At 69.8% G+C, this 24,734-nt stretch carries 27 protein-coding genes; 14 read left to right on the top strand and 13 right to left on the bottom strand.

The features are described from left to right. Window positions 1–16: 16 nt before the first annotated feature. Window positions 17–1,843 carry an AMP-dependent synthetase/ligase gene (locus ACZ63D_RS11995; RefSeq protein ID WP_465354287.1) on the bottom strand — a complete coding sequence of 609 codons (1,827 nt, stop codon included), beginning with the start codon at window positions 1,841–1,843 and terminating at the stop codon, window positions 17–19. Window positions 1,844–1,987: 144 nt separating this feature from the next. On the opposite strand from ACZ63D_RS11995, the gene kynU reads away from it, so the two are divergent. The 6 genes from kynU (at window position 1,988) to ACZ63D_RS12025 (ending at window position 7,940) form a co-directional block, all read left to right on the top strand. Next, a complete protein-coding gene (gene kynU / locus ACZ63D_RS12000; protein WP_465354288.1) occupies window positions 1,988–3,187 on the top strand; it encodes a kynureninase in 1,200 nt (399 codons plus the stop codon). A 191-nt stretch (window positions 3,188–3,378) separates the two neighbouring features. After that, entirely contained in the window at window positions 3,379–3,669 is a 291-nt protein-coding gene (locus ACZ63D_RS12005; protein ID WP_465354289.1) for a hypothetical protein, read from the top strand. 375 nt (window positions 3,670–4,044) lie between these two features. Beyond that, window positions 4,045–6,573: a sensor histidine kinase gene (locus ACZ63D_RS12010; RefSeq protein ID WP_465354290.1), complete on the top strand. Its 2,529-nt coding sequence runs from the start codon at window positions 4,045–4,047 to the stop codon at window positions 6,571–6,573. Beyond that, window positions 6,573–6,989: a roadblock/LC7 domain-containing protein gene (locus tag ACZ63D_RS12015; protein WP_009082431.1), complete on the top strand. Its 417-nt coding sequence runs from the start codon at window positions 6,573–6,575 to the stop codon at window positions 6,987–6,989. The genes ACZ63D_RS12010 and ACZ63D_RS12015 overlap by 1 nt, the downstream gene beginning before the upstream one ends. Beyond that, on the top strand, window positions 6,986–7,360 hold the full coding sequence (locus ACZ63D_RS12020) for a DUF742 domain-containing protein (RefSeq protein WP_067580332.1): 375 nt from the start codon (window positions 6,986–6,988) through the stop codon (window positions 7,358–7,360). Before ACZ63D_RS12015 ends, ACZ63D_RS12020 begins: the two co-directional genes overlap by 4 nt. Then, on the top strand, window positions 7,341–7,940 hold the full coding sequence (locus ACZ63D_RS12025; RefSeq protein ID WP_465354291.1) for a GTP-binding protein: 600 nt from the start codon (window positions 7,341–7,343) through the stop codon (window positions 7,938–7,940). Before ACZ63D_RS12020 ends, ACZ63D_RS12025 begins: the two co-directional genes overlap by 20 nt. A 31-nt stretch (window positions 7,941–7,971) precedes the next feature. Here ACZ63D_RS12025 and ACZ63D_RS12030 read toward each other — a convergent pair whose 3' ends face one another. After that, window positions 7,972–8,424 carry a DoxX family protein gene (locus tag ACZ63D_RS12030; protein WP_465354292.1) on the bottom strand — a complete coding sequence of 151 codons (453 nt, stop codon included), beginning with the start codon at window positions 8,422–8,424 and terminating at the stop codon, window positions 7,972–7,974. Between the two features lie 137 nt (window positions 8,425–8,561). Here ACZ63D_RS12030 and ACZ63D_RS12035 point away from each other — a divergent pair, with 137 nt between their 5' ends. Further along, window positions 8,562–9,026, top strand: coding sequence for an NUDIX hydrolase (locus ACZ63D_RS12035; RefSeq protein WP_465354293.1), 465 nt, complete (start codon window positions 8,562–8,564; stop codon window positions 9,024–9,026). Here ACZ63D_RS12035 and ACZ63D_RS12040 read toward each other — a convergent pair. The 4 genes from ACZ63D_RS12040 to ACZ63D_RS12055 form a co-directional block, all read right to left on the bottom strand. Then, window positions 9,023–9,676 (bottom strand): HAD family hydrolase, encoded by a 654-nt coding sequence (locus ACZ63D_RS12040; protein WP_465354294.1) that lies wholly within the window; start codon window positions 9,674–9,676, stop codon window positions 9,023–9,025. The genes ACZ63D_RS12035 and ACZ63D_RS12040 overlap by 4 nt on opposite strands. Window positions 9,677–9,712: 36 nt before the next feature. After that, window positions 9,713–10,513, bottom strand: coding sequence for an alpha/beta fold hydrolase (locus ACZ63D_RS12045; RefSeq protein WP_465354295.1), 801 nt, complete (start codon window positions 10,511–10,513; stop codon window positions 9,713–9,715). A gap of 118 nt (window positions 10,514–10,631) precedes the next feature. Next, window positions 10,632–11,762 carry a metallophosphoesterase gene (locus ACZ63D_RS12050; protein WP_465354296.1) on the bottom strand — a complete coding sequence of 377 codons (1,131 nt, stop codon included), beginning with the start codon at window positions 11,760–11,762 and terminating at the stop codon, window positions 10,632–10,634. Between the two features lie 245 nt (window positions 11,763–12,007). Continuing rightward, the gene (locus ACZ63D_RS12055) at window positions 12,008–12,421 is read right to left on the bottom strand and encodes a DnaJ family domain-containing protein (RefSeq protein WP_465354297.1); all 414 of its coding nucleotides are present in this window, start codon (window positions 12,419–12,421) and stop codon (window positions 12,008–12,010) included. A gap of 118 nt (window positions 12,422–12,539) precedes the next feature. Between ACZ63D_RS12055 and ACZ63D_RS12060 the strand changes: the two genes are divergently transcribed. Next, window positions 12,540–13,343, top strand: coding sequence for a TetR/AcrR family transcriptional regulator C-terminal domain-containing protein (locus tag ACZ63D_RS12060; protein WP_465354298.1), 804 nt, complete (start codon window positions 12,540–12,542; stop codon window positions 13,341–13,343). Between the two features lie 10 nt (window positions 13,344–13,353). Here the strand turns inward: ACZ63D_RS12060 and ACZ63D_RS12065 are convergent, their stop codons facing one another. From ACZ63D_RS12065 to ACZ63D_RS12075, 3 genes are all read right to left on the bottom strand, one after another. Further along, window positions 13,354–14,268 (bottom strand): SDR family NAD(P)-dependent oxidoreductase, encoded by a 915-nt coding sequence (locus tag ACZ63D_RS12065; protein WP_465354299.1) that lies wholly within the window; start codon window positions 14,266–14,268, stop codon window positions 13,354–13,356. Between the two features lie 52 nt (window positions 14,269–14,320). Further along, window positions 14,321–15,499 carry a lytic transglycosylase domain-containing protein gene (locus tag ACZ63D_RS12070; RefSeq protein ID WP_465354300.1) on the bottom strand — a complete coding sequence of 393 codons (1,179 nt, stop codon included), beginning with the start codon at window positions 15,497–15,499 and terminating at the stop codon, window positions 14,321–14,323. Window positions 15,500–15,717: 218 nt separating this feature from the next. Then, window positions 15,718–16,683 (bottom strand): helix-turn-helix domain-containing protein, encoded by a 966-nt coding sequence (locus ACZ63D_RS12075; RefSeq protein WP_465354301.1) that lies wholly within the window; start codon window positions 16,681–16,683, stop codon window positions 15,718–15,720. A gap of 51 nt (window positions 16,684–16,734) precedes the next feature. Between ACZ63D_RS12075 and ACZ63D_RS12080 the strand changes: the two genes are divergently transcribed. From ACZ63D_RS12080 to ACZ63D_RS12100, 5 genes are all read left to right on the top strand, one after another. After that, window positions 16,735–17,124 (top strand): cupin domain-containing protein, encoded by a 390-nt coding sequence (locus ACZ63D_RS12080; protein ID WP_465354302.1) that lies wholly within the window; start codon window positions 16,735–16,737, stop codon window positions 17,122–17,124. Window positions 17,125–17,164: 40 nt separating this feature from the next. After that, window positions 17,165–17,668: a winged helix-turn-helix transcriptional regulator gene (locus ACZ63D_RS12085; RefSeq protein WP_465354303.1), complete on the top strand. Its 504-nt coding sequence runs from the start codon at window positions 17,165–17,167 to the stop codon at window positions 17,666–17,668. An 85-nt stretch (window positions 17,669–17,753) separates the two neighbouring features. Then, window positions 17,754–18,266 carry an SRPBCC family protein gene (locus ACZ63D_RS12090; protein ID WP_465354304.1) on the top strand — a complete coding sequence of 171 codons (513 nt, stop codon included), beginning with the start codon at window positions 17,754–17,756 and terminating at the stop codon, window positions 18,264–18,266. After that, complete coding sequence (locus ACZ63D_RS12095) at window positions 18,266–19,303, top strand: LLM class flavin-dependent oxidoreductase (RefSeq protein ID WP_465354757.1); 1,038 nt, start codon at window positions 18,266–18,268, stop codon at window positions 19,301–19,303. The genes ACZ63D_RS12090 and ACZ63D_RS12095 overlap by 1 nt, the downstream gene beginning before the upstream one ends. A gap of 86 nt (window positions 19,304–19,389) precedes the next feature. Beyond that, window positions 19,390–19,935 carry a dihydrofolate reductase family protein gene (locus ACZ63D_RS12100; RefSeq protein ID WP_465354305.1) on the top strand — a complete coding sequence of 182 codons (546 nt, stop codon included), beginning with the start codon at window positions 19,390–19,392 and terminating at the stop codon, window positions 19,933–19,935. Window positions 19,936–20,001: 66 nt separating this feature from the next. Here the strand turns inward: ACZ63D_RS12100 and ACZ63D_RS12105 are convergent, their stop codons facing one another. Continuing rightward, window positions 20,002–21,216 (bottom strand): amidohydrolase family protein, encoded by a 1,215-nt coding sequence (locus tag ACZ63D_RS12105; protein ID WP_465354306.1) that lies wholly within the window; start codon window positions 21,214–21,216, stop codon window positions 20,002–20,004. Between the two features lie 101 nt (window positions 21,217–21,317). Here ACZ63D_RS12105 and ACZ63D_RS12110 point away from each other — a divergent pair, with 101 nt between their 5' ends. Further along, complete coding sequence (locus ACZ63D_RS12110) at window positions 21,318–21,779, top strand: MarR family winged helix-turn-helix transcriptional regulator (RefSeq protein WP_465354307.1); 462 nt, start codon at window positions 21,318–21,320, stop codon at window positions 21,777–21,779. A 134-nt stretch (window positions 21,780–21,913) separates the two neighbouring features. On the opposite strand, the gene ACZ63D_RS12115 is transcribed toward ACZ63D_RS12110, so the two are convergent. The 3 genes from ACZ63D_RS12115 to ACZ63D_RS12125 all read right to left on the bottom strand — a co-directional run bounded on the left by ACZ63D_RS12115 (window position 21,914) and on the right by ACZ63D_RS12125 (window position 24,720). Beyond that, on the bottom strand, window positions 21,914–23,440 hold the full coding sequence (locus ACZ63D_RS12115) for an AMP-binding protein (protein ID WP_465354308.1): 1,527 nt from the start codon (window positions 23,438–23,440) through the stop codon (window positions 21,914–21,916). Window positions 23,441–23,536: 96 nt separating this feature from the next. Then, a complete protein-coding gene (locus ACZ63D_RS12120) occupies window positions 23,537–23,899 on the bottom strand; it encodes a VOC family protein (RefSeq protein WP_465354309.1) in 363 nt (120 codons plus the stop codon). Next, window positions 23,896–24,720 (bottom strand): helix-turn-helix transcriptional regulator, encoded by an 825-nt coding sequence (locus ACZ63D_RS12125; protein WP_465354310.1) that lies wholly within the window; start codon window positions 24,718–24,720, stop codon window positions 23,896–23,898. The genes ACZ63D_RS12120 and ACZ63D_RS12125 overlap by 4 nt, the downstream gene beginning before the upstream one ends. Window positions 24,721–24,734: the final 14 nt, after the last annotated feature.

Raw genomic sequence — 24,734 nt, forward strand, 5'->3', positions numbered from 1 at the left:
ACGCCACTCACGACATTTACGCGGAGTAAAGCGCGGCGATGTCGGGGCCGTAGCGGTCGTTGATCACCCGGCGCTTGAGCTTGAGCGTCGGGGTCAGCTCGCCGGTCTCGGGCGTCCAGGCGGTCGTGATCACGCGGTACTTCTTGATCTGCTCGGCCCGCGCGAGCCTGCTGTTGGCCGCTTCGACGGCCCGGGCGATCTCGGCTTGGACCGCCTCGTGCGCGGCGAGCGCGTCGATCCCGGCCGCCTCGACGCCGTTCGCCGCCGCCCAGCCGGGCGCGATCTCGTCGTCGAGCACGATCAGCGCGGTCACGTACGGCCGCGCGTCGCCGATCGCGACCGCCTGGCCGATCAGCGGATGCTCCTTCAGCAAGCCCTCGATCCGGGTCGGCGCGATGTTCTTGCCGCTCGAGGTGATGATCAGTTCCTTCTTGCGGTCGGTGATCGTGACGTATCCGTCGTCGTCGATCGTGCCGATGTCGCCGGTGGCGAACCAGCCGTCGGCGTCGGTGGCCGGTTCGATCGAGCCGTCCGGCTGCAGGTAGCCGAGGAACACGATCGGGCCGCGGACGAGCAGTTCGCCGTCCTCGCCGACTTTCACCTCGACCCCGTCGATCGGACGGCCGACGGTGCCCGCGCGGAACGCCTCGGCGCTGTTCGAGGTCGCCGCGCCGGTGGTCTCCGACAGGCCCCAGACCTCGCGGATCTCGACGCCCAGCCCGGCGAGGAAGTACAGCACCTCCACCGGCAACGCGGCCGCGCCGCTGGACGCGACGTGCAGCTGGTCGAGCCCGAGCAGCCCGCGCACCGGGGCGAGCACGGTCTCGTCGGTCTTCGCGATGCGCTCGGCGAGATCCGGCGGCACCTCCTCGCCCGCGCTGCGGAGTTTGTAGCCCTCTTGCAGGAGTTCGTTGGCCGAGATGAGCGCCTCTCGCCGGTCTTCGGGCACACCGGCGAGCATGTTCTTGAGACCGGCCACCATCTTTTCCCACACCCGCGGCACGCCGAAGAAGCTCTGCGGGTGCACCTGGCCGAGCGCCGCGACCACGCCGGACGGATCGCCGACGGTGTGCACGTGGCCCGCGGCGACGATCGGCAGGTAGATCGACAGCTCGCGTTCGGCGATGTGCGCCAGCGGCAGGTACGCGATGTTCGTGGGGTGCATCGGGGCCTTGTGCAGCGTGTGCACGGCGAAGCCCTCGTGGATCGCGTTGCGATGCGACAGCACGACGCCCTTGGGGTCGCCAGTGGTGCCGGAGGTGTAGATCATCGCGAGCGGGTCGTCCGGACGGATCGCCTGCCAGGCCTGGTCGAACGCCTCGGGATCGGCGGCGAGCGCGGCGCGGCCCGCTTCGCGCACCGCGGAGTAGGCGACGAACCGGTCGTCGCCGTCCGGGATCGCGGATTCGTCGAGGACCACCACGCGGCGCAGCGCGGGCAGGTCGTCGAGCACCGGCAGCCAGCGGGACAGCTCGTCGGCGCCGGCGAGGACGACGACCGGCGCGGCGCTGTGCCGGGCGACGTAGCGGATCTGTTCCGGGCTGAGCGTCGCGTACGCCGTGCACGGGATGGCTGCCAGGTGCACCGCGGCGAGGTCTGCGACCAGGTGGTCCGGCGAACTCGGGGCCATGATCAGCATCCGGTCGCCCGCGGCGAGGCCGAGCCCGGCGAGCCCCCGCGACACTTCGGCGACCGCGGTCCGGAACTCGCTCCAGGTGAGCGTCGGACGGCCCTCGAGATCGAGCGAGGTGAGCGCGGGCCGGTCGCCGTATTCGACGGCGTTGCGCCGCAGCAGCAGCGGGATGGTGTGGCCCTCGGCTAGTTCGGCGATCGACTGGGTCAACACTGACCTCCTCCGGTGGTGCCTGGTCAGGTCACTGTAAGTCGTCGGCGCGGCGGCCGATAGAGAATCCCGGCCAGCCTTTGTGCTCGATAAGACGGCCCCGGTCCTGTTATGAATGGGCGAACCAGGACCCGAGGAGCGCCGATGACCGAATCCGCCGTGCGCGGCAAGAGCCTTGCCGATGAGGCGGCCGCGCTCGATGCCGCCGACCCGCTCGCCGCGAAACGCGCGGAGTTCGACCTTGACCCGGAAGTCGCCTACTTCGACGGGAATTCCCTTGGCGCACCGCCGAAACACGTCGCGGAGCGGGTGAGCCAGGTGATCCGGCAGCAGTGGGGGCGGCGGCTGATCCGGTCGTGGACCGAGGGCTGGTGGGAGGCCCCGCGACGGGTCGGGGACCGGATCGCGCCGCTGGTCGGGGCCGCGCCGGGACAGGTCGTGGTCGCGGACTCGACGAGCGTGGACCTCTTCAAGACGCTCGTCGCGGCGGTGCGGGCGAACCCCGGCCGCGACGAGGTGCTGGTCGACGCGGCGACTTTCCCGACCGACGGCTACGTGGCCGACCAGGCGGCCCGGCTCACCGGGCACACCGTGCGGCGCGTCCCGGTGGCGGAGCTGCCCGGCGCGGTGAGCGAGCGGACCGCGGCGGTGCTGGTGAACCACGTCGATTACGTCAGCGGGCGGCTGCACGACATGCCGTCGGTCACCGAGGCCGTCCACGCGGCCGGCGCGCTCGCGGTGTGGGATCTCTGCCACAGCGTCGGCGCGATTCCGGTTCAGCTGGACGCGTGCGACGTCGACTTCGCGGTGGGCTGTACATACAAATTCCTCAACGGCGGACCGGGTTCGCCCGCGTTCATCTATGTGGCACAGCGGCATCAGGCTGACTTCGATCAGCCGCTCGCCGGATGGGCCGGGCACGCGGATCCGTTCGGAATGGAGCCGGGATACCGCGGCAGCGCGGGGATCGCGCGCGCCCGCGCGGGCACGCCGGACATCCTGTCGATGCTGGCGCTCGACGCCGCGCTGGATGTGTGGGACGGCGTGGACCTTTCCGTGCTGCGCGCGAAAGGATTGGCGCTGGGCGATTTCTTTTTCCGGTGTGCGGACGAACTGCTGCCGGGAGCCGACATTCCGACGCCGCGCGAGCACACGCGCGGACACCAGGTTTCGGTGCGCGACGCGGGTGGGCAGCAGACGATGAACGCGCTGCACGAACGCGGGGTGCTCGGCGATTTCCGGCCGCCGGACGTGCTGCGCTTCGGGCTGGCCCCGCTGTACACGACTTACGCCGAGGTGCTGCGGGCGGTGACCGTGCTGCGCGAGGTGCGCCAGGCTCCCTGAAAAGAATTCGCATGATATCCGCGCGGAATCGTGGGTGGTGGGTGAACAATCGGTGTCCGGCTCGCCCCTTCGGGTGATCGACGGGGGCGCCTCGTGCTGCCCGGCGGGTATGCTCGATGCCTGTTTTTTTCGCGGGCGGAAGCTGATCGGGGAGCGGTGCCGCCGGGCGAATCCGGGCGGAAGGGGCGGAAATGATCGACACCCGCGGCCGGGAAGTGCCGCTCTCGTATGTCGTGACCCTGCTCGTCGGCGTGGCGATCGGCTTCGTGCTCGCGCGGTTCGGCGGGTTCGTCGCCCGCTATCCGGTCGAATCGGCGCTGGTCGCGGTGCTGATCGCGTCCGTGGCGGTGCTGGCGTGGGCGTGCCGGGAGATGCTGCACGACCTGCTCCGCCGCGACCGCCCGGCCGGTCCGGAGGAAACCGGGCCCGTCCCCGGGCCGCGGCTTTCCGCGCATCGGCCGCCGAATGGCGTGCGGCGCTGAATTCCGGAAATCGATCTCGGTTTTCCGGTTGATTTCGCCGGGGACGCGGAAATGCGCATAAGTTTCCGGTGAGGTTTTTCGCGCGCGGTCGTGACCGGCCTCACGTGCGGGCCCGCGGGTCGCGGCGGCGCGGCCGATGCGACCAACGTCACGTCCGGCGGTGATCAGTTTTCCAAGCACCACAGCGGGTTACTAGCAGGTAACAAGAGGATGACGGCCACGCGGGTCCGGACTTGACTCGCCCGTGAAGGTTGCTTACCGTCGTCGCGGGCAACGCAGACCACGGTGAACTGTGATCCGGCTGGTCGGACCGGTGCGAGGGAAACACCGCGGACCCGAATACCATGGCAGCGCCGGAAAGAAAAAGGGATCACGGTGAAGCAGAATTCCGGGCGAAACGGCCGCGGGTCGTCCATTCGCTCTCGTGTGCTCGCGATCGCGTTGATTCCGAGTGTGGCGCTGCTCGTGGTCGGTATCGCGCTCGCCGGATACCTGATTTTCGACGCTTCGCAGGCGCGTAGTTACGCGCAGAAGATTCGCGGTTCGGAAGGCCCCGGCATTCCGTTCCTGCTCGCCGCCGAACAGGAGCGGCAGCTGTCGATGAGCGTGCTCGCCGGGCAGGACGCCGCGCGCGCCGCGCTGCTGGCCACCCGGCCGAAGACGGACGCGTCCGCCGCGCAGATCACCTCGGTGCTGCAGGACAACTTCGCGAGCGACTCGAACGTGCCCGCGAGCGTCAAGCAGAACATCGCCACGTTCGCCGCGCTGGAAGCGAAACTGCCGCAGCTGCGTCAGCAGGTCGACGCCGGGCAGGTGCCGCGGCTCGAGGTGTTTTCCTTCTACAACCAGATCATCGACCAGTTCACCCAGGGCGTCGCCGGTCTCGCACAGGCCGCTCGCGGCGCGGACAACGCCTACGCCCGGCTGTCCGCGATCCCGATTTTCAACGCCGCCGAGGAAATGCAGCGCAGCGACGCGCTGGCGTCGGCCGGGCTCGCCTCGGGCGGGCTGTCCGGCGACGAGCAGCGCGCGTACCTCGGCCAGATCGGCGCGTACCACGCCCAGCTCGAACAGTCGGTGCCGCAGATGGTGCCCGAGGTGCGGGCGAACTACGACAAGCTCGTCTCGAGTCCCGCGTGGACGACCGTGACGCAGGTCGAGAACGCCCTGCTGTCCGGCGCGAAACAGCTTCCGGTGCCGCTGGAGCAATGGCGGGGCGACGCCAAACAGGTCGCCACCACGCTGATGACGATGTTCGCCGCGCAGAGCGCGCACGCGACCAACGCGGCGATCACCGACGCGGACGACACCCTGCGGAACTCGATCATCGCGGGCGCGGCGGCGGTGCTCTTCGCGCTCGCCGTGGTGCTGGTCGCGCTGCGGCTGTCGAACCGCTTCATCGCCCGGCTCGCCCGGCTGCGCGAGGACACCCTCGACGCGGCCGAGGTGCGGCTGCCGGAGCTCATGGGCCGCCTGCGGGAAGGCGAACCGGTCGACCTCGACGCGGGCGGGCACCTGCTCGACCACGGCACCGACGAGATCGGCGAGGTGGCCGAGGCGTTCAACCTCGCCCAGCAGTCCGCGATCGCCGCCGCGGTCGAAGAGGCGAAGACCCGGCAGGGCACGAAGGCGGTGTTCCTCAACATCGCGCACCGCAGCCAGGTGATCGTGCACCGGCAGCTGAAGGTGCTCGACGCCGCCGAGCGCAAGCAAGAGGACCCGGATCAGCTCGACACGCTCTTCCGGCTCGACCACCTCTCCACCCGCGCGCGCCGCAACGCGGAGAACCTGATCATCCTCGGCGGCGGCCAGCCAGGACGGCAGTGGCGCAATCCGGTGTCGCTGGTGGACCTCGTCCGCGGCGCGGCGGCCGAAACCGAGCACTTCGCGCGGGTGAAGACGGCGAAGCTGCCGGACGTCGCCGTGCGCGGGCCGGTCGTCGGCGACCTCGTGCACCTGCTCGCCGAGCTGATCGACAACGCGACGTCGTTCTCGCCGCCGGAATCGCGCGTCGAACTGCGCGGCAACGTGGTCGGCAAGGGCGTCGTGATCGAGGTCGAGGACCAGGGGCTGGGCATCGAGCCGGAGCAAGCCGACGAATTCAACGCGATGCTCGCCGACCCGCCGGACTTCGGCATCATGGCGCTGTCCGACGAACCGCGGCTGGGCCTGTTCGTGGTCGCGCGGCTGGCGTCGCGGCACGGGATCTCGGTGCACCTGCGCGATTCCGCGTACGGCGGGACCCGGGCGATCGTGTTGGTGCGCAAGGATTTGCTCGCGCCGATCAGCGAGACTTCGGACGAGGGCGCGGCTTCCGCCGCGGAACCGGACGGGATGCCGGAGCTTTCCCGGCTCGCGGTGGAGCCGTCGCGTCCCGCGCCGGAACCGCAGCGGGCTGAGCCGGCTCGGCCGGAACTGCCGCGGCGGAAGCGTCCGGAACCGCAGCAGGCGGAATTGCCGCAGCCGTCCCGGATGGCCCCGGAACCTCAGGCGGCGCCGGAACCCCGCGTCGCGCCTGAACCTCGCATCGCGCCGGAGCAGCAGCGGCCGGAGCCGCCGACCCGCCGGGCCATGCGTCCGGCCGCCGAAGCGCAGCCGGTCCGCCCGCCGCAGAACCGCGAGCAGCGCCCGCCCGCGGACAGCGGCCGCGCGCCGCGTCCGGCGGTGGAGAACGGCCGGGCCGCGCCGCCGCGTCCGCCCGGGCGTCCGCCGCTGCCGCAGCGGCGCCGGCAGCAGAACCTGGTTCCGCAGTTGCGCGGCGACCGGCCGGGACCGGAAACCGACGAGGTCCGCGAGGATTCGCCGGAGCAGGCCCGCTCCCGGCTCAGCGCGTTCCAGCAGGGCACCCGGCGGGCCCGCGAGGCCGATCCCGGGAACGACAACAGGTACGGAGATCGCGACTGATGGCGAACAACGGCGTCAACGAGCTCGACTGGCTGCTCGACGACCTCGTGCAGCGGGTCGCCGGAGCGGACCGCGCGGTGGTGCTGTCCGCGGACGGGTTGCTGATCGGCCGGTCGGGCAATCTGTCCGAGGCGGACGCGGAGCACCTGTCCGCGGTCGCGTCGGCGTTCCAGAGCCTCGCCCGCGGCACCGGACGGCATTTCGGCGGCGGCAACGTACGGCAGACGATGGTCGAGATGGACCACGCGTTCCTGTTCGTCACCGCGGCCGGGCGGGGCGCCTGCCTCGCGCTGCTGGCCGGGGTCGACGCGGACATGGGGCTCGTCGCCTACGAGATGAACCTGATGGTCAAGCGGGTCGGTGCGGTGCTCACCGCGGCGCCGCGGGCCGGAGCGGTCCAGCGGACCTCGCCATGACCGCGAAGGGCCGCGAGTCCTGGTACGAGGACGAGGCCGGTCCGCTGGTGCGGTCGTATGCCGTCACCGGCGGGCGGACCCGGTCCGACACCCGAGGGCTCGACCTCATCACGCTCGTCGTCGCGCTGCGCGCCGCGAGCGAGACGCCCGGCCTCGAACCGGAGTACTCGCGCATTCTTTCCCTGTGCCAGCGCCCGGTTTCGGTGGCCGAGGTGGCCGCGCGGGTCGATCTGCCGCTGCCGGTGGTCAAGGTGCTGCTGAGCGATTTGATAGAACGCAATCTCGTGCTGTTCCGCACCGCGACGCCGGTGACCGACGCCCCCAGCCCCCACGTACTCCAGGCGGTTCTCGATGGCATCCGGAAACTCTGAGCCCCGCCGGTCGCTCACCGCGCAGGCGGTGAAGGTGCTCGTCGCGGGCGGCTTCGGCGTCGGCAAGACGACCCTGGTCGGCTCGGTCAGCGAGGTGCCGCCGCTGCGCACCGAAGAGGTGATCACCGCCGCGTCCGAGGGCGTGGACGACCTGTCCGGCGTCGAGGGCAAAACCACCACGACGGTCGCGCTCGACTTCGGCAGGATCACCATCAACCCCGAGCTGATCCTGTACCTGTTCGGCACTCCGGGACAGGACCGGTTCTGGTTCATGTGGGACGAACTGGCCGAGGGCGCGCTCGGCGCGGTGGTGCTCGCGGACACGCGGCGGCTCGAATCTTGTTTCCCCGCGGTGGATTTCTTCGAGCAGCGCGGGTTGCCGTTCGTGGTGGGCGTGAACTGTTTTGACGACGCCTACCGGTATGGGACCGAGGAAGTGCGCGGGGCGCTGGATCTCGATCCTCAGGTGCCGTTGCTGCTCTGCGACGCGCGCGAGCGGGACTCGACCAAGCAGGTGCTGACGGTGTTGATGGAGCACGCGCTGGGGCGGGCGATGCTGATGAGCGGCAACCCCGGTTAGGTTTCCCGGGATTGCCGCTCTGTCGCGGGTTTCAGCGACGGCGCAGGTTGTCCAGTGCGGCCGTCCCCGGCCCCACCACGGCGATGACGAGGAAGATCCAGGCGAACAGGGCGGCGGGTTCGCCCATGTTGTGCAAGGGAAGCAGGCCTTCCGGGGCGTGCACGGTGAAGTAGGCGTAGGCCATCACGCCGGAGAGCACCGTCGCGGAGATCCGGGTGAAGAGCCCGGCGAAGACCAGGACCGCGCCGACCACCTCGATCACGCTGGCCCACCAGCCCGGCCACTGGCCCAGCGGGAGTGCGCCGCCCGCGTTGTCGATGCCGCCGAAGAGGCCGAAGCCCATCAGGCCGTGGCAGAGGAAGAGGAACGACACCACGGCTCGGAAGAGGGCCAGGACGGTGGGGCGGGCTTGGTCTGCCAGGGACTTCTTGGCGGTCGTCTGCGCGGCGGTCGGGGCGGTCTTGGGGGTGGTCGTGGTGGTCATCTCGGTGGTCCCTCCGGGTTGGCTGCTGGGTGCCTTCACCGACGCGTCGAACGCCGCCCTCGCGGATCGACACGTGCCCGGAAACTTTTTTCGCGCCCGCTTCCAGCCTGGTCAGCGGTACCGGGCAGACTGGGCGGATGGTTGTCAGGCGCAGCGCGGGTCTGCTGCTCTTCCGCCGGTCCGCCGACCGGCCCGAGGTGCTGCTCGCGCACATGGGCGGGCCGTTCTGGGCGAAGAAGGACGAGGCCGCGTGGTCGCTGCCGAAGGGCGAACTCGAAGACGGCGAGGACCCCGAGACCGCGGCCCGGCGCGAGTTCGCGGAGGAACTGGGGCTTCCCGCGCCGGACGGTGCGCTCCGGCCGCTGGGCGACGTGCGCCAGTCCGGCAAGGTCGTGACCGCGTGGGCCGTGGAGGGGGACCTCGATCCGGCGGCGGTCGTGCCGGGCACCTTCGACCTCGAGTGGCCGCCGCGGTCCGGGCGGACGCAGCAGTTCCCGGAAGTGGACCGCGTCGAATGGTTCGACCTGGACACCGCGCGCGAGAAGCTGGTCAAAGGCCAGCGCGCGTTCCTGGACCGGTTCGCCGAACTGGACCTGGATTAACTGAACTGGCGCAGCAACGCGCTGAGCGAGGTCGTGGTGAAAGACGGCAGGACGAGGTCTGCCTTGGCGAAGTCCAGAGTCGCGGTGATGGGATTCGGCACTGCGATGGTGGTGATTCCGGCGGCTTTCGCTGCGCTGACGCCGTGGGGCGAGTCTTCGAAGGCCAGGGCTTCGTTTGCGGTGACCCCTAGGGTGGCCAGGGCTGCCAGGTAGGTGTCTGGGGCTGGTTTGGGTTGGTGGCGGTCGCCGGTTTCTACTGCGGTGAAGCGGGACGACAGGCCTAGGCGTTCTAGCTGGCCGTGTACCCAGGTGCCGGACGAGCTTGAGGCGACGCCCAAGGCCAGGCCGCGTTGGGCGGCCTCGTCGAGGTAGTCGAGGACGCCTTCTCGCGGGCCGTCTTTGGCTAGGAGTTCGTGTACTCGGGCGCGCATGGTGGGGCGCAGGGTTTCCGGGTCGATGTCTTCGACGTGCTCGGCCAGGAGTGTGAACATCGTGGCGGCGGTGTTCTGGGTGCCGATGACGGTGTGCCAGACGTCCAGGGGCAGTTCGACTCCGTGTCCGGCGAACATTTCTTGCCAGGAGCGCAGTACCGCTGCCTCGGTATCGGCGAGGGTGCCGTCGAAGTCGAAGATCAATGCTCGCGTGGCCACGTCTCGCAGCCTGCCGCACCGAAGGCTGGCGGCGGGTCAGTTCGTGGCGAAGAACTCCGCCAGCACCGGGACCAGCGCGGCCGTTTTCACCAGGTGGGTCTGACCGGGCAGGGTGCGGTAGTCGGCGTGGGGCAGTTGCTTGGCCGCCGCGGCGACGCCGTTGCGCATCCAGGCTGGGCTCTTGCCGCCGTCGAGGATCAGGGCCGGGGTGGTGATTCCGGACCAGCGGTCCGCGGGGAGCGGGCGGCCGGACTGGGTGTCGCCCATGATCTGGGCGTCGTAGGCCAGGGTGTGGGCGATGCGCTTCATGCGCGGCCACGCGGGCATCAGGCGCATCATCGTGACCATCAGAGCGGGCAGTCCGACGCCTTCGACCATGAACGTCTTGATCGCGTCGCCCGGTTTTCCGGCGGCTACGGCGGCTTCGAGCTTCGCCTGGTAGTCGGCCGGGACCCGCTTGCGGGTGCTGTCGACGACGAACGGCGGCTCGTACACCGCGACCTTCTTGACCGGCACGCCTCGGTGGACGGCTTCCAGGACCAGGGCGGCGCCGGACGAGATGCCGTACAGGCCGATCTCTCCGCCGGCTTCCTTGGCCAGTGCGGCGATGTCTTCGATCTCGCGGTCCACGTCATACGGCGTCGTGTCGCCGCTTTCGCCTCTGCCGCGGCGGTCGAACGTGTAGACGGTGAAGCGGTCGGAGAGGGCTTTGGCGAGATCGTCGTTCGGGGTGGAGGTGCGGTAGCAGAGCGCGCCGTCGACGAGGACGAGGGCGGGGCCGGAGCCGATGCGGGAGTAGGCGATCTGGGTGCCGTCGGCGGACGTGACGGTGGGCATGGGGTTCCTCCTCGGGGGTGGGCGTTGAGGAGAACTCTCGCATCCGATGGTTTGAGTTGTCAAGACAAAAAAATTGGTCGGTGAGATCTGCGAGCACGAGAGAGGGGCGAGCTGCGGGTTAGGCGCTGCGCAGGGTCAGCAGGGCGATCTCGTTGGGGGCGAAGACCCGGAACGGCGGGCCCCAGAAGCCGGAGCCGCGGCTGTTGTACAGCTGGGTCGGGCCGTGCTGGCTGAGGCCGGAAAGGGTGGGCTGGTCCAGGCGGACCAGGAGGTGGAAGGGCCAGATCTGGCCGCCGTGGGTGTGGCCGGAGATCTGCAGGTCGACGTTTTCCTCGCGGGCCTGGGCGACCTGTTTCGGCTGGTGGGCGAGCAGGACGACGGGGACGTCCGGGTCGGAGCCGTCCAGTGCCGCGACCAGGTCGGGGCCGTGGCCGGGGAGGCCGGAGGCGGCGCCGGTGGGGTCGTCGATGCCGGCGAAGAGCAGGCGGGCTCCGTCGCGTTCGAGCAGGGTCGAGCGGTTGTGCAGGGTGTCCCAGCCGAGGCTTTCCATGTGGTCCAGCCAGGCCTGGGCCTCGCCGAAATACTCGTGGTTGCCGGTGATGTAGAACCGGCCGAGCGGGGCCTGCACGCCGCCGAGCGGGTCGACCTGCTTGCGCCGCTTGGCGACCGAGCCGTCGGCGAGGTCCCCGGCGTGGCAGACGACGTCCGGCTGCAGCCGGTTCAGCTCCGCGACCAGGCGCTCGGACCAGCGGGTGCGGTCGAGCGGACCGTAGTGCGTGTCGGTGATGACCGCGACGCGCAGCCCGTCGAGCCCGGGACCGAGCTTCGGCAGCACGACGTCGACCGCCTTGACCGGCGGCACCCGCATGGCGATCCGGTTCCCGCTGACGAGCAGCACCGCCGCGACGGCCAGCGTGACCGCGGCTACGATCCGTGGCCGCGCGGGATCGTCCACTCCGGACACCAGCAGGACCAGCCGCAGCAAGTGCGTGAGGACGCTCCAGGTGAACAGCACCCAGACCGTGCCGAGCGTGACGTCCCCGATCCGCGCGGCGGCGTCGTTCTGCTTCGGACCGTGGCCCAGTGCCATGAGCACGGGGAAAGCCAGCGCGGCTATGGCGAAAACGACGGTGCCGGTGATGGTGACCGCGACCGGCCAATCCGGCAGCAGCACGAGCACCGACCACGGCTCGCCGAACAGCAAGAGCACCGCGGCGACCACGAAGGCAGCCCGACGAACTCCGACCACGGTTCTCTTCCCTTCGCCCAGGTACTTACCCAGCGTAGCTGCATCTGGGCGATGGGGTCCGTAAGGAGAAGGGGGATCTGTGCTGGGTGGTGAGGTTGTTGCCCGCTCGTGTGGAGTTTCGTGGTGCGGTGGGATTGCGGGTGGTGCGGTACGGGGAGTCTGTGCTGCGTGGCGAGGCCGCCGCGTGGAGTTTCGCAGGCGGGTGGAATTGCGGTTGGTGCGGTTCGGCGAGACGAGCGCGCCGCTCAGGCCTCTCCACGCCCCGCGCGCCAACTGGCCACCGTTTCCTCCACATCCAGCGGCCGGGCCCGCAACATCGGGCCGTCCTGGGGCATCGCGTGTGCTTTGCGGATGCGGGCGTTCAGGTCTTCCACGATCTCCCGCACCTTGTCCTCGGTGCGGACTTTCGCCAGTTTTCCCGGCAGTTCTTGGATTTCTCGCGGCAAGGCGAGCGACGGCGGCAGGAACGCGGCAACGTCGAGGTCGCCTTCGCGGGCGCGGCGGATCGCCCAGTCGGTCGCGGCGTCGCGGCCGCTCGGGGGCGGCAGCGGTTTACCCGCTCCGGGAAGGTCTTCGAACTCGCCGCGGGCCTCGGCGGCGGCGATTTGCCGGTCGACCCAGGTGCCGTACGACACGCCGGGCGGTTTGCGTTCCGTCACGGGAACCACCTCCCTCGCTGCCCAGCGTAGCGGCCAGTTCGCCGCGGCGGAGGGGACGAAGGTCCTGAAACGGCAGGTAAGATCCCACGCTGACTGTACGAGGCCGGGAGGGGACGCGATGACCGTCGAGCACGAGGGCGACGGTCCCGAGGCCGTGCGCGAGGAAGTCGAGCGCACGCTCGCGCTGTTGTGGCGCAACAGCGCCGGAGCTCCGGAACCCGCGGCTCGGGGCAGGCGGCCGACGCTCACGATCGAACGGATCATCGTGGCGGCCATCGCGGTCGCGGATGCCGAAGGGCTTGTCGCGACGTCCATGCACCGCGTCGCGAAGGAACTCGGCGTGGGCACGATGACGCTCTATACCTACGTTCCCGGCAAAACCGAGCTGATCGATCTCATGGTCGACACCGTTCTGCTCGAACGGAATCTTCCCGGCCCCGGCGAGCCGCGGCCGGAGGACTGGCGTGCGCAGGTGCGCGTTTACGCTGACCGGACGCGCGATAGCTACCGTCGGCATCCGTGGCTGCGGGAGCGGTCCCGGGTCCGGCCCGCGCTGGGGCCGGGGCAGCTGGCCGGGCAGGAATATCTTCTGTCCATTATGGAGAGTCTGGGCCTGCCCGCGCGCGAAGTCGTCGCGGCGGCCAGTTCGGTCGCGGGATATGTGGACGCGAACGCGGCGGCCGAGGCGGAGAGTGTCCACTTGGAACGGACTACCGGACAGTCCAACGACGCGTGGTGGGGACAGCGTTCTTCGTTCTGGTACACGTATTTCGACGTCGAATCCCATCCGGCGATGAACCGGACCTGGCTCGCCGGCGGGTTTGAAAAGCCTTCGGCGGAGCAGGCGTCGGACGCGTCGGAATTCGGATTGGACCGGCTGCTCGACGGGATCGCCGCCCGGATCGGTCAGGTCGGCGAATAAGGTCCGCCGGTCAGGAATCCCCGAGGGAGAACTCGATTCCGGTGGCCTCCTCGGAAAGTGTCCACAATAGACGGCCCCGGGAAGGATCCCGGGAAGCGCCCAGCACCGTCCCCAGCCGGGGTCGGCCCACCACGCCGTAGGCTGGGCCGTAGTAGGAACCGCCGGTCGCCGTGGGATCCACGGCGGCTCGGACCGCGGGCCACGCGCCGTGGTCCTTGCCCTGCGTGCCGGGCGCGAGCAGCCGCATTATCGGCACTGGCTGGGTGATTCCCGGTCGTGCGGGGCTGGTGCGTTCGAGGCTGAACCCCGGGTGCGAGAGGATCGCCCGCACCGGCGAGCCCGCTGCGCGCAGGCGGCGGTCGAGTTCCATCGCGAACGATTGCACGGCGTGCTTCGAAAGCGCGTAGGCGCGGAAGTCCGAATACTTGTGCTCGCTCTGCAAATCGTCGATGTCGTACGGATACATCCGGGTGATCAGGCTGCCCGCCAACACCACGCGCGCGGCCGACGCGGTCAGTACCGGCATCGCCAGCGCGGTGAGTGCGAAGTGGCCGAAGTGGTTGGTGCCGACCGCCAGTTCCAAGCCCTGTTTCGTGGTTCGGCGCACGGGGCCGGGTCCGGTGATGCCCGCGTTTTCGATCAACGCGTCCACGCGGTCCAGCCGCCCTAGCGCCTCGACGGCCGCCGGGACGGAGTCCCGGTCGGCGAGGTCCAGCGGGATTGTGCTCAACGAAGCCGAACCGACATGCGTGCGCACCATCTCGACCGCCGCGCGCAGCCGGGACGGATCGCGGCCCAGCAGTGCGACGTGGGCTCCGGCGGCGGCCAGTTGCTCGGTGATGAAATAGCCGATTCCGGCGTTGCCGCCGGTCACCGCGTAGCACCGGCCAGTGAGGTCAGGCAGGTTCCTCGGATTCCACGCCATGGTCGCTCCCCCGTATAGTCCGGTGTCGGGTCGGACTATACGAACGCGGCGGTCAGTGCGTCGGCGCGGCCTGGGTGGTGGTGCTGGAAGTCGTGGTGCTGGAGGTGGTCGGGTTCGCCGGGGCGGAGCTCGACGACGGTGGCGTGCTCGTTGTCGGGGTGGTGCTGGTGCTCGGCGGCGTGGAAGGCGTGGTGGGCGTCGACGGCGTGGTCGGCGGCGTGCTGGTCGGCTTCGCCGGGGAGCTGCTGCTCGGCGCGGTGCTGCTGCCGGGAAGCTGCGTCGGGGTGCCGGGCTGGCTCGGCGGGGCCGGGGTCACCGGCGGCGGGGCGGGCGGTGCGACGTCGCCTGCCGGGCTGCCCGCGGCGGCCTCGACCGCGCCGGGTCCTGGCGGGGCTCCGATCGGGACCTGGCTGTCCGGCAGCTTCGAGAAGCCGTTGCGGTAGCCGTACGCGTACGCCATCACGGTGTCCACATAGGACTGCGAGTTGTTGTACCGGCGCACCGCGAGGCGCTGGTTGGCGTCGCTGGAGAGGTCCAGACCTCCCGAGCACAGGTAGCGCGCGGTGGCGAGCGTCTCGTCGTAGACGTTGTTCGGGTCGGAGACGCCGTCGCCGTTGCCGTCGGAGGCGTAGGACGCCCAGGTCGACGGGATGAACTGGGTCGGGCCGACCGCGCGGTCCCACACCGGGTCGCCGTCGTAGCGGCCGTGGTCGGTGTCGCGGATCGCGGCGAATCCGCCGGAGCCGTCGAGGACCGGGCCGAGAATGCGTTCGAGGGTGTTGCCGCGGGCGTCGACGTAGCCGCCGCGGGCGTGGTTCGATTCGACCCGCCCGATGGCCGCGATCAGCGCCCAGTCGAGGTGACAGCCGGGCTGTTCGCGGGCCATGATGTCGGCCGCGTTGCGGTAGGCCCGCAGCATGCTGTCCGGGATGCCGAGCGGACCGGCGGTGGTGGCCGAACCGGGGCCGTTCGGGTAGCCCGGCACGCCGAGTGCCTGCGGGACCGGCGGCTGCGGGAGGCTGCCGTCCACGCCGATCGGCGGGAGCGTGATGCCCGGCGGCAGCGACGGGGAGTTCGGCGCGGACTGGGCGGCGGACGGCGGCTCCGCGGCGCGCAACGCCACCGGGATGCCGGACGACGTCACCGTCGGCAGCACCACGAGCGCGCCTCCGGCGAGGGCGGCGAAAGCCCGGCTCCGGGCGTTCCGTCCCTCCAGGCGGCGTCTGGCCATGCGTGTCTCCCCGTTCGGTCTGCCGTTCTGCGGCCAAGTTAGCGGATCTGTGCGCGATCCGGTGAGGGCCCGCCGGAATTCTGTCCGTTCCGGCCAACTTTCGTTCGTCTGGCATAAAACCTTTGGCGGGTTCTGGTCATCGGGGCTTAACCGGAACTTCGCTGAATAGGCCGAATGGAGTAATCCGTTCGTAGGTCCACTGTGGACCGTCGAACGGTTCAGGCGGCCGGGCCGAAGCGTTTCCGGTATTCCGACGGCGACAATCCGGTGTGTTTGCGCAGTTGCAGCCGCAGATTCGCACTGGTGCCCAGCCCGGCGCGGGCGGCGATCCGGTCCAGGCCAAGTTCTCCGCGTTCGATGAGGCGGCGGGCCAGCGTCACGCGCTCGACGGTGAGCCAGGCCAGCGGCGTCGTGCCGAGTTCGGCGCGGAACCGGCGGTGCAGGGTGGCGGCGCTGGTCGCTGCACGCGCGGCGAGATCGGTGACCGCGAGTGGCTGGTCGAGATGCTGGCGGGCCCATTCCAGCACCGGCGCGAGCGAGGCGTCCGGAATCTCCGGCACCGGACGTTCCACGAACTGTCGCTGACCGCCTTCTCGATGTCCGGTGAAAACGAGGCGACGGCTGACCGCGTTGGCGATTTCCGCGCCGTGATCACGTTGAATTACATACAGTGACAGGTCGAGTGCGGCCGCACTTCCGGCGGCGGTGAAAATGGTGCCGTCTTCGACGAACAGGACGTCCGGCTCCAGTTGGACCCGCGGGTAACGCGCGGTGAACTCATCGGCCCATTGCCAGTGCGTGGTGGCGCGGCGGTAGTCCAGCACGCCGGCGGCGGCCAGGGTGAACGCGCCGGTGCAAAAGCTCATCAACCGCGCGCCGCGGGCGTCCGCGCGCTGGATCGCGGCGAGGATTTCGGGGTCCGCGGGCGTGTGCGGATCGGGCCGGTTCGGGACGATCACCGTGTCCGCGGCGTCGACCGCCTCGAGGCCGGAGACGTCGGCGAGGGTGAAGAAATCCAGGTGCATCCGGGCTTGCCCGCCGGGAGCCGCGAGCGCGAAGTCGTACCACGGTCGCCGCAGTTCCGGCCGGCGCAAGCCGAACAGTTCCGTCGCGACCCCCATCTCGAACGGATTCGAGCCGTCGCCGACGATCATCACGACGCGGTGCGAGGATCCTTTCGACATATGCGATTCCTAGCACTCCCGGGTGTGCGTGACCAGGCCCAAGATCGATCCATGCCCACTCAGCCCCTTGACCTGCAGGCCGTGCTCGCCGGATTCGACGCTCCGTGGAGCCCGCGCATTGTCGCCACCGTCAACGACTACGACATCCGCCTCGCCCGGTTCCTCGGCGAACACGTCTGGCACAAGCACGACAACACCGACGAGTTCTTCCTCGTCCTCGACGGCAGCATCGAACTCGGCCTGCGCGAAGCCGACGGCGAACGGACCGTGACGCTGACCCGTGAGCAGGCGTTCGTGGTCCCGCGCGGCACGTTCCACAAGCCGTCGTCGAAGGAGGGCGCGGTGGTGCTTCTCGTCGAGCCGTCCGGGACGCTTTCGGTCGGCGACGAGCACGAAGAAGTGCCCGACACGGTCGACGTGACCGTCGGGCATCGCGTCTGACCTGCTGGGTTGCGTTGTGGGACGGCGTATCCTCGCCGTCATGAAACGCACTTCCTTCGCGCAGTGGCCGTGCTCGATCGCCCGGACCATGGACCTGCTCGGGGACTGGTGGACGCCGCTGGTGCTGCGGGACGCGTTCTACGGCGTCCGCCGCTTCGACGAGTTCCAGCAGGCGCTCGGCATCGCGCGCAACACCCTCGCCGACCGGCTGCGCAGGCTGGTCGACGAGGGTTTGCTGGAAAAGCGCGCCTACCAGGCCGAACCGGTGCGCTATGACTACGTGCTCACCGAGAAGGGCCGCGATTTCTGGGGTGTACTGGCCGCGATGACGGCGTGGGGCGACCGGTGGCTGGCCACCGAGGCGGGCCCGCCGATCGTGCTGCACCACGACGCCTGCGGGCACGACACGACCGCGACCGTCGTGTGCGCGGAATGCGGCGAGCAGATGTCGGCGGACGACACCCGGATGCTGCGCGGGCCGGGCTTCCCGGAACGCCTCTCGCAACGGCCGGACGTCCAGGCGCGGTTCGCGCCGCGGGAGTAGCCCTCCGGGCGTCCAATGGCGATTGACACCGTCAGTCTAGTTACGCAACTATGCTGGTCGAGACGCCAATGGAGGAGGACTCGCGATGGAGTGGACCGGCGCGCGGTACGCGGACGCCCCGACTGTGCAGGTGGACGTGTGGATCGACGGCTCGCCTGAGCAGGTGTGGCGGTTCGCCTCGGACGTCGCCCTGATGCCGGAGCTGTGCGGCGAACTGCAGTCGGTCCGGTGGTGCGACGAGGGCTCGGCGCCGGCGGTCGGGCGGTCGTTCGTCGGGCGCAACCGGCACGAGATGCGCGGGGAGTGGGAGACCACGTCCTACATCGTCGAATGCGAACCACCGCGGGTCTTCGCCTGGGCGGTCGCCGATCCGGCCAATCCGACCGCGGTCTGGCGGTTCACGCTCACCCCGGAGAACGGCGGCACGCGGCTCACGCAGTGGGCGCAGATGGGGCCGGGGCCGTCCGGGGTGTCGGAGGTGATCGCGCGGATGCCGGAGAAGGAACAGAAGATCGTGCACGTCCGGCTGAGCGAGTTCGAGGCCTCGATGACCGCCACGGTCCGCGGGATCAAGGACCGGGTGGAGGCCGCCGGATGATGCGCACGGCCACCACCGTCGAGGCGTCCTCCGGGTGGCCCGAAACCCGGGAATTCGTGCTGGAGGCGGAAAAACTCGGCCTCGGCGAATGCTGGGTGGCCGAGGCGTGGGGTTCGGACGCGCCGTCGGTGCTCGGCTATCTCGCCGCGCGCACGGAGAAGATCCGGCTCGGGTCCGGCATCATGCAGCTCGGCGTGCGCACGCCGGTGGCGCTCGCGCAGGCCGCGCTCACGCTCGCCGAGATGTCCGGCGGGCGGTTCGCGCTCGGGCTCGGGCCGTCCGGTCCGCAGGTGATCGAGGGACTGCACGGGGTGCCGTTCGCCCGGCCGCTGACCCGGATGCGCGAGACGGTGCAGATCATCCGCAGTGCCTTCGCCGGGGAGAAGATCTCCTTCTCCGGCAAGGCTTTCCAGATTCCGCTGCCCGGCGAATCCCGCCCGATGCGGCTGTCCTCGACGCCGAACGAGAACATCCCGATCTACCTGGCCACGCTGTCGCCGCGGATGCTGGAGCTCACCGGCGAACTCGCCGACGGCTGGCTGGGCACGAGCTTCGTTCCCGAAGGCGCCGACGCCTACTTCCGCCACCTCGACGCCGGGCTCGCGAAAGCCGGTCGCACCCGCGCGGATCTCGTGGTGTGCCAAGGCGCGGAGGTCGCGTTCGCGTCCGATGAGGACGAACTGCGCACGATGGTCGCCGGACGGAAGAAGGAATTGGCCTTTTCGCTGGGCGGCATGGGTTCGGCGAGCACGAACTTCTATCACGACGCCTACAGCAGGCAAGGCTGGGCCGAGATCGCCGGACAGGTGCGGGAACGCTGGCAGTCCGGCGATCGCGACGGCGCGGCCGCGCTGGTGACCGACGAGATGGTGCTCGCGACGACCCTGATCGGCACCGAGGACATGGTCCGCGCGCGGTTGAAGGTCTGGCGTGCCGCCGGAGTCGACACGGTCCGGCTGTATCCGGCGGGCGACACCTTGGAAAAACGGCTGGCGACGCTCGGCCGGGCGCTCGAGTTGGTAGCGGAAGTGCCCTGACGGGCCAAGCATGGGGCCAATCGGCTGCGTGGGCGGGTCCGGCTGCGCCATAGTGTCGGCGATCCCGAACCCCAAGGAGCCGCTCGATGCGCAAGATCGTGTCCACTTTGTTCGTCTCGCTCGACGGCGTGGTCGAAGCGCCGGACCAGTGGTCGCTCTCCTACTGGAACGACGAGCTCGAACACGCGGTGGGCGACGGCATGGCGGACGCCGACGCGATGTTGCTGGGCCGCGTGACCTACGAGGGGTTCGCCGAGGCGTGGCCCGGCCGCACGGACGACCCGGGCGCGGAGTTCATGAACAGCGTGCCGAAGTACGTCGCGTCCACCACCTTGACCGCGGCGGACTGGCACAACACGACCCTGCTGCGCGGCGATCTCGGCGAGGCGATCGCCGACCTCAAATCCGGCGCGGGCGGCGACATCATGACCAGCGGGAGCACGACGCTGGTGCGGTGGCTCCTGTCGCACGGGCTGGTGGACGAGCTGACCCTGCTGCAGTACCCGGTGGTGGTGGGCAAGGGACGGCGGCTGTTCCCGGCGGAGGGGCCGCAGCTGGACTTCCGGCTGGCGGACACGACGGCGTTCCGCAATGGCGTGCTGCGGCTGGTTTACCGGCCGTCGGACGACTAGCGCCGAATAGTCCACAAAGGACGGCCCCGGATCCGGTGCACTGCGCGGGATCCGGGGCTGGCACGGTTATTCCGCCAAGCGGGCTCCGCGGCGCCAGATGGCGCGGGTGTTGAGCGTGTCGCTGATGTCGCTGGTCGGGTCGCCGTCGACCAGCAGCAGGTCAGCGCGGAGACCCTCGGCGACGCGGCCCCGATCGCTGAGGCGGAAGCGGCGGGCGGTGGTCGCGGTGGCTGCCCGCAAGGCGCGTTCGGGCGTGAGACCGGCTTTCACGAGGTACTGCAGTTCGTGGTGCAGGCTCGCTCCGTGCGCGAGGCCGCCGAAGAACGTCTCCGGCATGGAGACGTCGGTTCCGGCCAGCACGTCGACCCCGGCGGCGTCCAGCGCGCGCACGGTGTCGTACACGTCGTCGAGTTTGCCCTGCGGGTAGCGGTTGTAGCTGGAGCGCAGGGTTTCGTCCCACTTGCGGTCGAGCCGGGAGGCGACGCGCGGGTCGTCGGCGAGTGCGCTGCCGGTGATGCCCATCAGCGAGGCGTTGAGGCTGATGCACGGCACGACGAACATGCCCGCTTCCTTGACGAGGCTGATGATCTCGGCAGTGTGCGGCTGGTCCATGAACACGTGGGCGAGGCCGTCGATCCCGGCTTCGGCGGCCATCCTGGTCGCTTCCACGGTCAGGGCGTGGGCCACGGTGAGGGCGCCGTACTTCCTGGCTTCCGCGGCTCCGGCGTTCACGGTCGCCTGGTCAAGCATCGGTAGTCCGGGGTGTCCCTCCACGCTGCCGTCGTCGATCATGAACTTGATGAAGTCGGAGCCCCGGGCGAGCAACTGGGGGACGAAAGCGGCCGCTTCTTCGGGGGTGGTGCAGAACGGCATCACCGGCATGACCGGCGGGAGGTCCCATTTCGGCCGGAACCCTTCGGGCATCAGCTCGCTGGGGTGACCGCCAGGCGGGGTGATGCCGAAACCGGCGGAACGCACGTCGGCCACGGTGTCGTCGTCGGTGATGTGCCCCCGGTTCTCCCGGGTGTTCATCCCCTGCATCTCCAGTTCGGTCGTCACTCCGAACCGCAGCGCCAGCGCCAGCGAGCCCGGAGCGGAGTGCACGTGGGCGTCGATCAGTCCCGGCAGCAGGGTGGCGCCAGTGCCGTCGACTACCTCGCAGTCGCCGGGGACCTCGCCGCCGACCTGGGCGATCCTCGCGCCGTCGAGGACCACGGCCTGCACGCCAAGGGACTTTTCCCCGTCGAAGACCCGGGCGTTGGCGATCGCGGTGCGCGTCATGGCGGTTCGTCTCGATTCCTTGCTCAGAGTATTTACATACCTAATGCTATGCACTTGCCCTAAGGTATGCAAGTGAGCCGGTGCGGCCTAGGATCGGGCGCATGAGCAGCTCTCCTGAGCAGACCTCCGGCGACCCGGCGCTGGACCAGATCGGCCCGGCGCTGTCCCGGCTGCGGCGGCGCACTCCGGCGTCGAACAAGGACTTGTCGCGCAATCTCGTGCTCAATGTGATCGCCGACGCGCCGGACGAGACGACAGTCGGCGGGCTCGCCGTCGAGATGGGTGTCGCGCAGCCAGTGGCCAGCCGGACTGTCGCCGCGTGCATTGCCGACGGGCTGCTTCGCCGGGCGGCGTCGCAGGCTGACGGACGCCGGACCGTGCTCGAACTCACCGAGCAGGGCGAGGCTGAGCGCGCCCGCTTCGCTGCCGAACAGCGGACGGCGTTCGAGGAGATCACTGCCGCTTGGGCGGCGGAGGAGCGGATTCAGTTCGCGCGGCTATTGGTCAGGTACGGTGCCGACGCCGCCGCTTGGTCCAGGAAGCAGGCCGCCAACCGCGGCTGACGGTATTTGATGGCGAAAATTCGGTGCGTGCACGGGGAAAAACCGATGTATTTCGCGAGTGCGCGAAGGCCAGGAGCGAGGCTCTCGAGCGGCGGCGGTGCTCCTTCGGACCCGGCCCGAAGGAGCACCGCGGCTCAGTTCACCTGGCGGTCCTGCCCCTCCCAGAACGGCTGCCGCAGCTTGAACTTCTGGATCTTCCCGGTCGCCGTCCGGGGAAGTTCCGCGAGGAATTCCACGCGCTTAGGGCATTTGTACCCGGCTAGATGGCCGCGGCAGTGCGTGATCAACTCGTCCGCCGTCACCTCGGTCCCGTCGGTCACTACCAGCGCGGTGACCAGTTCGCCCCATTTCTCGTCCGGAATGCCGATGACCGCGGCCTCGCGGACGGCCGGATGCGAGTTCAGCGCGTCCTCGACCTCGATCGACGACACGTTCTCGCCGCCGGTGATGATGACGTCCTTCTTGCGGTCGGCGATAGTCAGGTAGCCGTCGGCGAAGGTGCCGCCGTCGCCGGTGTGGAACCAGTTGCCTTCCTGGACTCGCGCGGTCTCTTCCGGGTTTTCCCAGTAGCCGTCGAGGTTGTGGTTGCTTTGGGTGAGGACTTCGCCGTCGGCGTCGATCGTGACGCGGACGCCGAGCGCCGGAGCGCCTGCACGGCCGAGGAGTTTCGCTTGCTCGTGCGGGTCCAGGTCGGCCCATTCGCTGCGGAAGCGGTTCACCGTCACCAGTGGCGAAGTCTCCGTCAGGCCGTAGATCTGGATGAACTCCCAGCCGAGTTCCGCGCGCACGCGTTCGATGGTCCGGGTCGGCGGCGGGGCGCCGGCCACGACGATCCGGACTCGGTCGCGGCCGGGGATTTCGCCGTCCCAGGCGGCGGCGCCGTCGAGGGCTGCGGTGACGACGGCGGGGGCGGCGCACATGATTGTCACGCCGTGTTCCTGTACGCGGCGCAGAATTTCCGTGCCGTCCACTTTGCGCAGCACGATGTGCCGTCCGCCGAGGCCGGTGACCGCGTACGGCATGCCCCAGCCGTTGGCGTGGAACATCGGCAGCGTGTGCAGCAGGACGTCATTGTCGCTGAGAGTGGTGTGCAGGCCGAAAGTGGTGGCGTTGAGCCACAAATTGCGATGGGTGAGCTGGACGCCCTTCGGCCGCGCGGTGGTACCGGAGGTGTAATTGATGGTGGCGGTCGCGGATTCGTCGGCGGTCCACGGCCGCGGTTCACCGTCCCCGCCCCAGATCTTGTCGTCGTCCTCGCCGAGGACGAACACGTGTTTCGCGGTTACGCTGTCCAGCAAGGGTTTCAGCTCGGGATCGATCAGCAAGACCTCGGCCCCGGAATGCTCGACGATGTAGCGCACCTCAGCGGCGGCGAGGCGGAAGTTCACTGGCACCAGGACGCGGCCCCAGCCGGAGACGCCGAAGAACGAGGTCAACAGCCGCGCGGAGTTGTGCGAGACGATGGCGACCCGGCCGCCCGTGGGAACGCCGAGCGCGTCGAGGTTCGCCGCCTGCGCTCGGGCGCGGTGGGCGAGTTCGCGGTAGGTCACCGAGCCCCAGGACTCCGCGGGCTGGGCGGGTTCGTCCACCACGGCGATCCGGTCCGGGTACACCGTTTCGGCGCGGTCGAGGAAGTCGCGGACACTCAGGTCAAAGAACACGTGCCGATCCCTTCGCGTCTGCGGGCCGCACTGCCCGCGCGGGTGATTTTCGCTCGCCGCCGCGGATCCGGCCACCCCACATGGAGGGTGTCCGGATCAGCAGAGGTAGTGCACGACGCAGAATTCGTGCCCCTCGGGATCGGTCATCACCAGCACGGTGCCCTCCCCGGGGTAGTCGTGGCGGATTCCGGTCCACTGCCCGCCCAGCTGTTCGATCCGCGCCCGAGCCTCGTCGACGTCGTCTACTTCGACGTCGAGATGCAGTCGCACCTTGCCGCGCTTCGGTTCGGGGACGCGCTGGAACGTCAGCCGGGGAGCGGCATCGAGCCGAGAGCCGACCGTGGCCCAGTCCGGTCCGTCATGCTCTCCGGAAATCGGCCGGTCGAGGAACGCACTCCAGAAGCCAGCCAGCACCTGCGGTTCGGCGCAATCGATCGTGACGCCGCTCAGCCGTCTCATGGGGACCGCAGCAGCCCGGCGGCGCGAGCCCGGTTCACCGCCTGCACCCGGTTGGACACGGCCAGTTTCCGCATCGCGTGCTTGAGATACGACTTGACCGTGTTGGGCAGCAGGCCGAGCCGATCTGAGATCTCGTCGTTGGTGCAGCCCTCGCTGACCAGCCGCAGCACGTCGATCTCGCGCGGCGTCAGCGTGACGCCGGGCAGATCCAGCTCCGGGCGCAGCCGCTCGCACACCGCCAGCAGCCGTTGCCGGGCGCTTTCGTCGTTGATCGAACCGGCGATGGCGGTGAGTTCGGCGTGCAGGTCACCGCGTTCGGCCGCGGGGACGGTGGTCGGCGCGGCCAGCCGACGCTGTACCTCTTCTTCGACTTCGATGTCGCGTCCCAGCCGCGTGGCCACCGCCATCGCCGCGTGCAGCAGGCGGTCGCCGAACGTGATCGAATCCCGCGACGCCGCGTACAGCACCGCGCGAGTGGTTTCGCCGACGCGCACTGGCAATGCGACCATCGCACGCAACCGTTCGGGTGCCACCGCATGGTCGTATTTGTGCGTGATGCCCTGCGCGCTGAGGTAGTCGACCACCGTCGACGGGCGGGCCAGCGCCACCGCTTTGCCGCCGAGCCCGGCTCCGGTGTCGACCTGCACGTGCTGCATCGACCGGGTCACGGTGCCGCGGAGCTGGTCGATCACGTGCGAGCGGGAAGCCGCCGAGACCGGTCCGCCCATCGCGACGGGCAGCTCGGTCGCGATCTGCAGTGCTTTGAGGGCGCCGGCGACCAGGGGGCTGGCCGTCAGCGCGAGCCGGCCCGGAGGCGTCATGGGGCACCGTCCCG

This window comes from Amycolatopsis sp. NPDC104775 (assembly GCF_055583325.1).

Bases quoted from the DNA above. Each gene is read 5' to 3' on its own strand.
- kynU (WP_465354288.1), top strand. From the start codon at position 1,988: ATGACCGAATCCGCCGTGCGCGGCAAGAGCCTTGCCGATGAGGCGGCC.
- ACZ63D_RS12005 (WP_465354289.1), top strand. From the start codon at position 3,379: ATGATCGACACCCGCGGCCGGGAAGTGCCGCTCTCGTATGTCGTGACC.
- ACZ63D_RS12015 (WP_009082431.1), top strand. From the start codon at position 6,573: ATGGCGAACAACGGCGTCAACGAGCTCGACTGGCTGCTCGACGACCTC.
- ACZ63D_RS12020 (WP_067580332.1), top strand. From the start codon at position 6,986: ATGACCGCGAAGGGCCGCGAGTCCTGGTACGAGGACGAGGCCGGTCCG.
- ACZ63D_RS12025 (WP_465354291.1), top strand. From the start codon at position 7,341: ATGGCATCCGGAAACTCTGAGCCCCGCCGGTCGCTCACCGCGCAGGCG.
- ACZ63D_RS12030 (WP_465354292.1), bottom strand. From the start codon at position 8,424: ATGACCACCACGACCACCCCCAAGACCGCCCCGACCGCCGCGCAGACG.
- ACZ63D_RS12035 (WP_465354293.1), top strand. From the start codon at position 8,562: ATGGTTGTCAGGCGCAGCGCGGGTCTGCTGCTCTTCCGCCGGTCCGCC.
- ACZ63D_RS12045 (WP_465354295.1), bottom strand. From the start codon at position 10,513: ATGCCCACCGTCACGTCCGCCGACGGCACCCAGATCGCCTACTCCCGC.
- ACZ63D_RS12060 (WP_465354298.1), top strand. From the start codon at position 12,540: ATGACCGTCGAGCACGAGGGCGACGGTCCCGAGGCCGTGCGCGAGGAA.
- ACZ63D_RS12065 (WP_465354299.1), bottom strand. From the start codon at position 14,268: ATGGCGTGGAATCCGAGGAACCTGCCTGACCTCACTGGCCGGTGCTAC.
- ACZ63D_RS12070 (WP_465354300.1), bottom strand. From the start codon at position 15,499: ATGGCCAGACGCCGCCTGGAGGGACGGAACGCCCGGAGCCGGGCTTTC.
- ACZ63D_RS12075 (WP_465354301.1), bottom strand. From the start codon at position 16,683: ATGTCGAAAGGATCCTCGCACCGCGTCGTGATGATCGTCGGCGACGGC.
- ACZ63D_RS12080 (WP_465354302.1), top strand. From the start codon at position 16,735: ATGCCCACTCAGCCCCTTGACCTGCAGGCCGTGCTCGCCGGATTCGAC.
- ACZ63D_RS12085 (WP_465354303.1), top strand. From the start codon at position 17,165: ATGAAACGCACTTCCTTCGCGCAGTGGCCGTGCTCGATCGCCCGGACC.
- ACZ63D_RS12090 (WP_465354304.1), top strand. From the start codon at position 17,754: ATGGAGTGGACCGGCGCGCGGTACGCGGACGCCCCGACTGTGCAGGTG.
- ACZ63D_RS12095 (WP_465354757.1), top strand. From the start codon at position 18,266: ATGCGCACGGCCACCACCGTCGAGGCGTCCTCCGGGTGGCCCGAAACC.
- ACZ63D_RS12100 (WP_465354305.1), top strand. From the start codon at position 19,390: ATGCGCAAGATCGTGTCCACTTTGTTCGTCTCGCTCGACGGCGTGGTC.
- ACZ63D_RS12105 (WP_465354306.1), bottom strand. From the start codon at position 21,216: ATGACGCGCACCGCGATCGCCAACGCCCGGGTCTTCGACGGGGAAAAG.
- ACZ63D_RS12110 (WP_465354307.1), top strand. From the start codon at position 21,318: ATGAGCAGCTCTCCTGAGCAGACCTCCGGCGACCCGGCGCTGGACCAG.
- ACZ63D_RS12120 (WP_465354309.1), bottom strand. From the start codon at position 23,899: ATGAGACGGCTGAGCGGCGTCACGATCGATTGCGCCGAACCGCAGGTG.
- ACZ63D_RS12125 (WP_465354310.1), bottom strand. From the start codon at position 24,720: ATGACGCCTCCGGGCCGGCTCGCGCTGACGGCCAGCCCCCTGGTCGCC.